At 61.5% G+C, this 6,351-nt stretch carries 6 protein-coding genes; 2 read left to right on the forward strand and 4 right to left on the reverse strand.

Annotated features, from left to right (window positions below; translation table 11 throughout):
- Window positions 1–41 precede the first annotated feature (41 nt).
- Both lgt and HU811_RS10440 read right to left on the reverse strand, forming a co-directional pair.
- Complete coding sequence (gene lgt, locus HU811_RS10435; protein WP_186655680.1) at window positions 42–851, reverse strand: prolipoprotein diacylglyceryl transferase; 810 nt, start codon at window positions 849–851, stop codon at window positions 42–44.
- 68 nt (window positions 852–919) lie between these two features.
- Window positions 920–1,702, reverse strand: a complete 783-nt coding sequence (locus HU811_RS10440) for a sulfite exporter TauE/SafE family protein (protein WP_092456052.1) — start codon at window positions 1,700–1,702, stop codon at window positions 920–922.
- Window positions 1,703–1,854: 152 nt separating this feature from the next.
- On the opposite strand from HU811_RS10440, the gene HU811_RS10445 reads away from it, so the two are divergent.
- Window positions 1,855–2,601, forward strand: a complete 747-nt coding sequence (locus HU811_RS10445; protein ID WP_186655681.1) for an NRDE family protein — start codon at window positions 1,855–1,857, stop codon at window positions 2,599–2,601.
- Between the two features lie 132 nt (window positions 2,602–2,733).
- Here HU811_RS10445 and ptsP read toward each other — a convergent pair whose 3' ends face one another.
- Window positions 2,734–5,013 (reverse strand): phosphoenolpyruvate--protein phosphotransferase, encoded by a 2,280-nt coding sequence (gene ptsP, locus HU811_RS10450; protein ID WP_092402000.1) that lies wholly within the window; start codon window positions 5,011–5,013, stop codon window positions 2,734–2,736.
- Window positions 5,014–5,035: 22 nt separating this feature from the next.
- Entirely contained in the window at window positions 5,036–5,515 is a 480-nt protein-coding gene (locus tag HU811_RS10455) for an RNA pyrophosphohydrolase (protein ID WP_003186867.1), read from the reverse strand.
- 143 nt (window positions 5,516–5,658) lie between these two features.
- On the opposite strand from HU811_RS10455, the gene HU811_RS10460 reads away from it, so the two are divergent.
- Entirely contained in the window at window positions 5,659–6,315 is a 657-nt protein-coding gene (locus tag HU811_RS10460) for a histidinol-phosphatase (protein WP_186655682.1), read from the forward strand.
- The last annotated feature ends 36 nt before the right edge of the window (window positions 6,316–6,351 follow it).

Here is a 6,351-nt window from a genome sequence, read left to right on the forward strand (position 1 = left end):
CTGTGTCCTTGAACCCGGGGCCAGCGCCCCGGGGTTCGAATTTAAATCTTGGCCGCCGCAGCCGGCGCACGATGATAAGCCAGCCAGATCAGCGCTAGGCCACCGACGATCATCGGCAGGCACAAGACCTGACCCATGGTCAGCCAGTTCCATGCCAGATAGCCGAGTTGGGCGTCTGGTACGCGGACGAATTCAACGATGAAACGGAAGATCCCGTAGAACAGCGCGAACATGCCCGACACGGCCATGGTCGGCCTTGGCTTGCGCGAGAACAGCCACAGGATGGCAAACAGTGCCACGCCTTCGAGCGCGAACTGATACAGCTGCGAAGGATGACGGGGCAGCTGCGCCGGGTCGCTGAACGGCGGGAAGACCATCGCCCATGGCACGTCGGTGGCCTTGCCCCACAATTCAGCGTTGATGAAGTTGCCGATGCGCCCGGCCCCCAGGCCAATCGGCACCATTGGGGCGACGAAGTCCATCAGCTCGAAAAACGATTTGTTGTTGCGTTTACCGAACCACAGCGCTGCCAGCATCACGCCGATGAACCCGCCGTGGAACGACATGCCGCCCTTCCAGACTTCGAAGATCAGCGTCGGATTGGCCAGGTACGCGCTCAGGTCGTAGAACAACACGTAACCCAGGCGTCCGCCGACGATCACGCCCATGGATAGCCAGAACACCAGGTCCGAGAGCTTTTCCTTGTTCCAGGTCGGATCGAAACGGTTGAGCCGGTGCGACGCCAGCAGCCAGGCGCCGCCGATGCCGATCAGGTACATCAGGCCGTACCAGTGGATTTTCAGCGGGCCGATGGCCAGGGCCACCGGATCGATCTGCGGGTAAGGCAGCATTGATATTCCTCGTAAACGTCAAAAATATCCGGGCGACGCTGCCACCTCGGGATTAAGCCAGGATTGCGTCAGAGCAGAAAACTCAAGCCCACGCTGAACAGCAAAGCGGCGAACAGCCGTTTGAGCAAGCGCGGTGACAGGCGATGGGCCAGTCGCGCGCCGAAGCGGGCGAAGACCATGCTCGTCAGGGCGATGCCCAGTAGCGCCGGCAAATAAACAAAACCGAGACTATGAGCCGGCAGCAGCGGATCTTGCCAGCCCAGAATCATGAAACTTAATGCACTGACCAGGGCAATCGGCAAACCGCAGGCCGATGAAGTCGCCACCGCCTGTTGCATCGGCACGCTGCGCCAGGTCAGGAACGGCACGGTCAGTGAGCCGCCGCCGATGCCGAAAATCGCCGAGGCCCAGCCGATCACCGTCCCCGCCACGGTCAACCCGACCTTGCCCGGAACTGTGCGGCTGGCCTTGGGCCGCAAGTCCAGGCCCAGCTGTACGGCGACAATCAGGGCGAACACGCCGATGATTTTTTGCAGGTTCGGGCCGGAAATCGCTTCGGCAGTGACGGCTCCGAAACCGGCACCGATCAGAATGCCAACGGTCATCCAGGCAAAAATCGGCCAGCGCACCGCGCCTTTGCGCTGGTGCTCGCGCACGGCATTGACCGAAGTGAAGATGATCGATGCCAGGGACGTGCCGACCGCCAGGTGCGTCAACACCAGTGGGTCGAAGCCCTGCAAGGTAAAACTGAATACCAGCACCGGGACGATGATGATCCCGCCACCCACGCCGAACAGTCCGGCCAGCACGCCGGCACAGGCGCCGAGCAGCAGATAGAGCACAAATTCCACCAGCGTCCCTCGCCCATCCTCGAAACAAGAGCGGCATGGTAACGGATCCATGGCCTTGGGCTCCACTCAAGGCGATGGATGCCGGGGCGATGTCTGGGTAGAGTGAAACCCACAACAGCTGTGCTCGGCTTTATTTTCAATGGGACTACCTGATGTGCCTGATCGTATTTGCCTGGCGCCCCGGCCACGCCCGGCCGCTGATTGTGGCGGCCAACCGCGATGAGTTCTACGCGCGCCCGACCTTGCCCCTGGCGCAATGGCCTGACGCCCCTGATGTCCATGCCGGTCGCGATCTGGAGGCCGGGGGGACCTGGCTTGGCGTCGGCGCCGATGGCCGCTTCGCTGCCCTGACCAACATTCGCGACCCGGGCCAGCCGCCGGGCTTCAAGTCCCGTGGTGAACTGGTGGCGCGGTTTTTGAGCGGAAATATTTCAATTGCCGATTATTTGAGCGAAGTCGTACCCCGTGCCAGCGAGTTTGGCGGGTTCAACCTGCTGCTTGGCGATGGTGCTGAGCTATGGCATTTCAACGCCCGCGATACCCAGCCACAGCGACTGGCCGAAGGTGTCTACGGTTTGTCGAACGCCGGGCTGAACACGCCATGGCCCAAGCTGCTCAAGGCCCGGGCGGCGCTGGTCGAGGTACTGGACGATCCGCAGCCTCAAGCCTTGTTGGCGCTGCTGAACGACCCGCAGCCGGCCCCGGTAGCCGAACTGCCGGACACCGGCGTGGGGCTGGCGACCGAGACGCTGTTGTCGAGTGTGTTCATCGCCAGTCCTGCTTACGGGACGCGAGCGAGTACCGCGCTGATTGTCCATGCCGATGGGACGCGGCATTTGGTCGAGCGCAGTTATGGGCCGCTTGGGGGGCATTTGGGGGAGGTTGAGCTTAAGGTCTGATTTTGCGCTGTCATTGCTGGCCTCATCGCGAGCAGGCTCGCTCCCACATGGGATCTCGGTCACTCACAAAGTTTGTGGTCACTGAAGATCTACTGTGGGAGCGAGCCTGCTCGCGATGGAGGCACTGAAATGTCAGAGGGTCTTGTTCGAAGCCGGATTGATCATCCGCGCCAACCCAAGGTTCTTCAGCGCCAGTTGCAAGGAGCTGTGGATCACCTGCGGGTTATCGATCGTCATCACTTCGGCCAGCAGTTCCTGGGCCTTGCTGAGGTTGATCTGACGCAGCATCCACTTCACTTTCGGCAGGTTGGTGGCGTTCATCGACAGACTGTCAAAGCCCATCGCCATGAGCAGCACCGCCGCCGCCGGGTCCCCGGCCATTTCGCCGCAGATGCTCACCGGCTTGCCTTCGGCATGGGCATCGCGGACCACGTTCTGCAGGGCTTGCAGCACGGCCGGGTGCAGGTAGTCGTACAGGTCGGCGACCCTCGGGTTGTTGCGGTCCACGGCCAGCAGATATTGAGTCAGGTCGTTAGAGCCCACCGACAGGAAGTCCACCTGCCGGGCCAGTTCCTTGGTCTGGTACACGGCTGCCGGAATTTCGATCATCACCCCGACTGGCGGCATCGGCACGTCGGTGCCTTCGTCGCGCACTTCGCCCCACGCCCGGTGGATCAGGTGCAAGGCTTCTTCCAGCTCATGGGTGCCGGAAATCATCGGCAACAGGATGCGCAGGTTATTCAGGCCTTCGCTGGCCTTGAGCATGGCGCGGGCCTGGACCAGGAAGATTTCCGGGTGGTCGAGCGTCACACGTATCCCGCGCCAACCCAGGAACGGGTTGTCTTCCTTGATGGGGAAGTAGGACAGGGATTTGTCCCCGCCGATGTCCAGGCTGCGCATGGTCACCGGTTGCGGATGGAAGGCGGCCAACTGTTCGCGATAGATCGCCAGCTGTTCCTTTTCGCTGGGGAAGCGCTGGTTGATCATGAAGGGCACTTCGGTGCGGTACAGGCCCACGCCCTCGGCGCCGCGCTTCTGCGCCCGGGCCACGTCGGCCAGCAGGCCGGTGTTGACCCACAGCGGCATGCGGTGGCCGTCGAGCGTCACGCAAGGCAAATCCCGCAGCGCATCCAGGCCCAGGGACAGTTGCTTTTCTTCCTCCACCACATCGGCAAATTGTTTGCGCAGCAACTCGGTGGGGTTGGTGTAGACCTCGCCGTGGTAGCCATCGACGATCATCTGGATGCCGTCGACCTTTGAATACGGCAGGTCCACCACGCCCATGACCGTCGGAATGCCCATGGCGCGGGCCAGGATTGCGACGTGGGAGTTGCCCGAGCCCAATACTGAGACCAGACCCGCCAGCTTGCCTTCAGGCACCTCGCCGAGCATGGCCGGGGTCAGTTCTTCGCTGATCAGGATGGTGTTATCGGGATAGACCAGGGTCTGCTGACGTTCCTGCTGCAAGTAGGCCAGCAGCCGGCGGCCGAGGTCCTTGACGTCGGAGGCGCGCTCGCGCAGGTAGGCGTCGTCCATCAGTTCGAAGCGGTTGACGTGGTCGGTCACCACCTGGCGCAACGCACCCTGGGCCCACTGACCGGTTTTGATGACCGTGGTCACCTCGCTGCCCAGGGAGGCGTCGTCGAGCATCATCAGGTAAACGTCGAACAGCGCGCGTTCTTCGGGGCGCAGCTGCGTCGCCAGTTTTGCCGACAGGGCGCGCATGTCGGCGCGCACGCCCTCGATGGCCGTCTTGAATAGCGCCAATTCGGCGGTGATATCGCTGATGGTCTTGTCCGGCACTACGTCGAGGTCGGCGGGTGGCAACATGACCACCGCCGTACCCACTGCCGCGCCTGGAGAACCTGGCACGCCGACGAACTTGGCTTCCTGGATGCCCTTGCCCTGGCGCCCCAGGCCGCTGATCGACCCGGTGGCTTCGGCGTGAGCGATAACCCCGGCCAATTGCGCGCTCATGGTCACGAGGAAGGCTTCTTCACCTTCGTCGAACTGGCGACGCTCTTTTTGCTGGATGACCAACACGCCGACGACGCGGCGGTGGTGGATGATCGGCGCCCCGAGGAACGAGGCGTAGCGTTCTTCGCCGGTCTCGGCAAAATAACGATAGCGGGGGTGATCCGCGGCATTTTCGAGGTTCAGCGGTTCTTCGCGCGTGCCGACCAGACCGACCAGACCTTCATTGGGCGCCATGCTGACCTTGCCGATCGAGCGCTTGTTCAAGCCCTCGGTGGCCATCAGCACAAAACGGTTGGTCTCGGGGTCCAGCAGATAGACCGAGCAGACCTGGCTGCCCATGGCCTCTTTGACGCGCAATACAATAATCCCCAACGCCGCCTTGAGATCCTTGGCGGAGTTAACTTCCTGGACGATCTTGCGCAGCGTATTGAGCATGGCTCGGGGTCGAACTCCGTCGTCAGTCGCGCGTCAGCAGGCGCGGGGCAAGCTCTTTGAGGGCGCGTCGGTATACCTCGCGCTTGAATGTCACCACCTGGCCCAACGGATACCAATAGCTGACCCAGCGCCAGCCATCGAACTCCGGTTTACCGGTCAAATCCATCCGCACCCGCTGCTCGTTGGAGATCAGGCGCAGGAGAAACCATTTCTGCTTCTGGCCGATGCACAGCGGTTGGCTATGCGTTCTGACCAGGCGTTGCGGCAAACGATAGCGCAACCAGCCCCGGGTGCAGGCGAGTATTTCGACATCTTCTCGCTCAAGCCCCACTTCTTCGTTCAACTCGCGGTACAAGGCCTCTTCGGGCGTCTCCTGAGGGTTGATCCCACCCTGGGGAAACTGCCAGGCGTCTTGATTGATACGGCGAGCCCATAGCACCTGCCCTGCATCATTCGTAAGAATGATCCCCACATTGGGTCGGAAACCATCGGGATCGATCACGGCAACAACCTCGCAAACGCATGTCGCCGCATTGTTCCACAAAGGTTGTGAAAGCAGCAACGAGCCTTCCTACCTTATGTGCACTCTTGTGAAAAGTCCGTATTCTGGACGCCTTTCTTCAGATTCTTCAGCGAGTAACTGCAATGCGGCTGGCTTTATTCGACTTGGACAACACCTTGCTGGGCGGCGACAGTGACCACGCCTGGGGCGATTACCTGTGTGAGCGCGGCTTCCTCGACGCCGTTACGTACAAGGCGCGTAATGATGAGTTCTATCAGGATTACCTGGCTGGCAAGCTCGACAACGCCGAGTACCTGAATTTTTGCCTGGAAATCCTTGGCCGCACGGAGATGGAGGTGCTGGCACAGTGGCATCTGGACTACATGCGCGACTGCATCGAACCGATTGTGTTGCCACAGGCGATCGAGCTGTTGAGTCAGCACCGTGAGGCCGGCGACAAGCTGGTGATCATCACCGCCACCAATCGCTTCGTCACCGCACCGATCGCCGAGCGTCTGGGCGTTGAAACCCTGATCGCCACCGAGTGCGAAATGATCGATGGGCGCTACAGCGGGCGCAGTACGGATGTCCCGTGCTTTCGCGAGGGCAAGGTGACCCGGCTGAACCGTTGGCTGGAAGAAACCGGGCATTCGCTGGAGGGCAGCTACTTTTATAGCGATTCGATGAACGATCTGGCGTTGCTGGAGGTGGTGACACATCCGGTGGCGGTGGATCCGGACCCGAATCTTAAGGCCGAGGCCGAGAAGCGGGGTTGGCCGGTGATTTCGTTGCGCGGCTGAGATTGTTATCGCGAGCAGGCTCGCTCCCACAGGGGA

Source organism: Pseudomonas tehranensis (genome assembly GCF_014268615.1).
GTDB lineage: Bacteria > Pseudomonadota > Gammaproteobacteria > Pseudomonadales > Pseudomonadaceae > Aquipseudomonas > Aquipseudomonas tehranensis.

Bases quoted from the DNA above. Each gene is read 5' to 3' on its own strand.
- lgt (WP_186655680.1), bottom strand. From the start codon at position 851: ATGCTGCCTTACCCGCAGATCGATCCGGTGGCCCTGGCCATCGGCCCG.
- HU811_RS10445 (WP_186655681.1), top strand. From the start codon at position 1,855: ATGTGCCTGATCGTATTTGCCTGGCGCCCCGGCCACGCCCGGCCGCTG.
- ptsP (WP_092402000.1), bottom strand. From the start codon at position 5,013: ATGCTCAATACGCTGCGCAAGATCGTCCAGGAAGTTAACTCCGCCAAG.
- HU811_RS10460 (WP_186655682.1), top strand. From the start codon at position 5,659: ATGCGGCTGGCTTTATTCGACTTGGACAACACCTTGCTGGGCGGCGAC.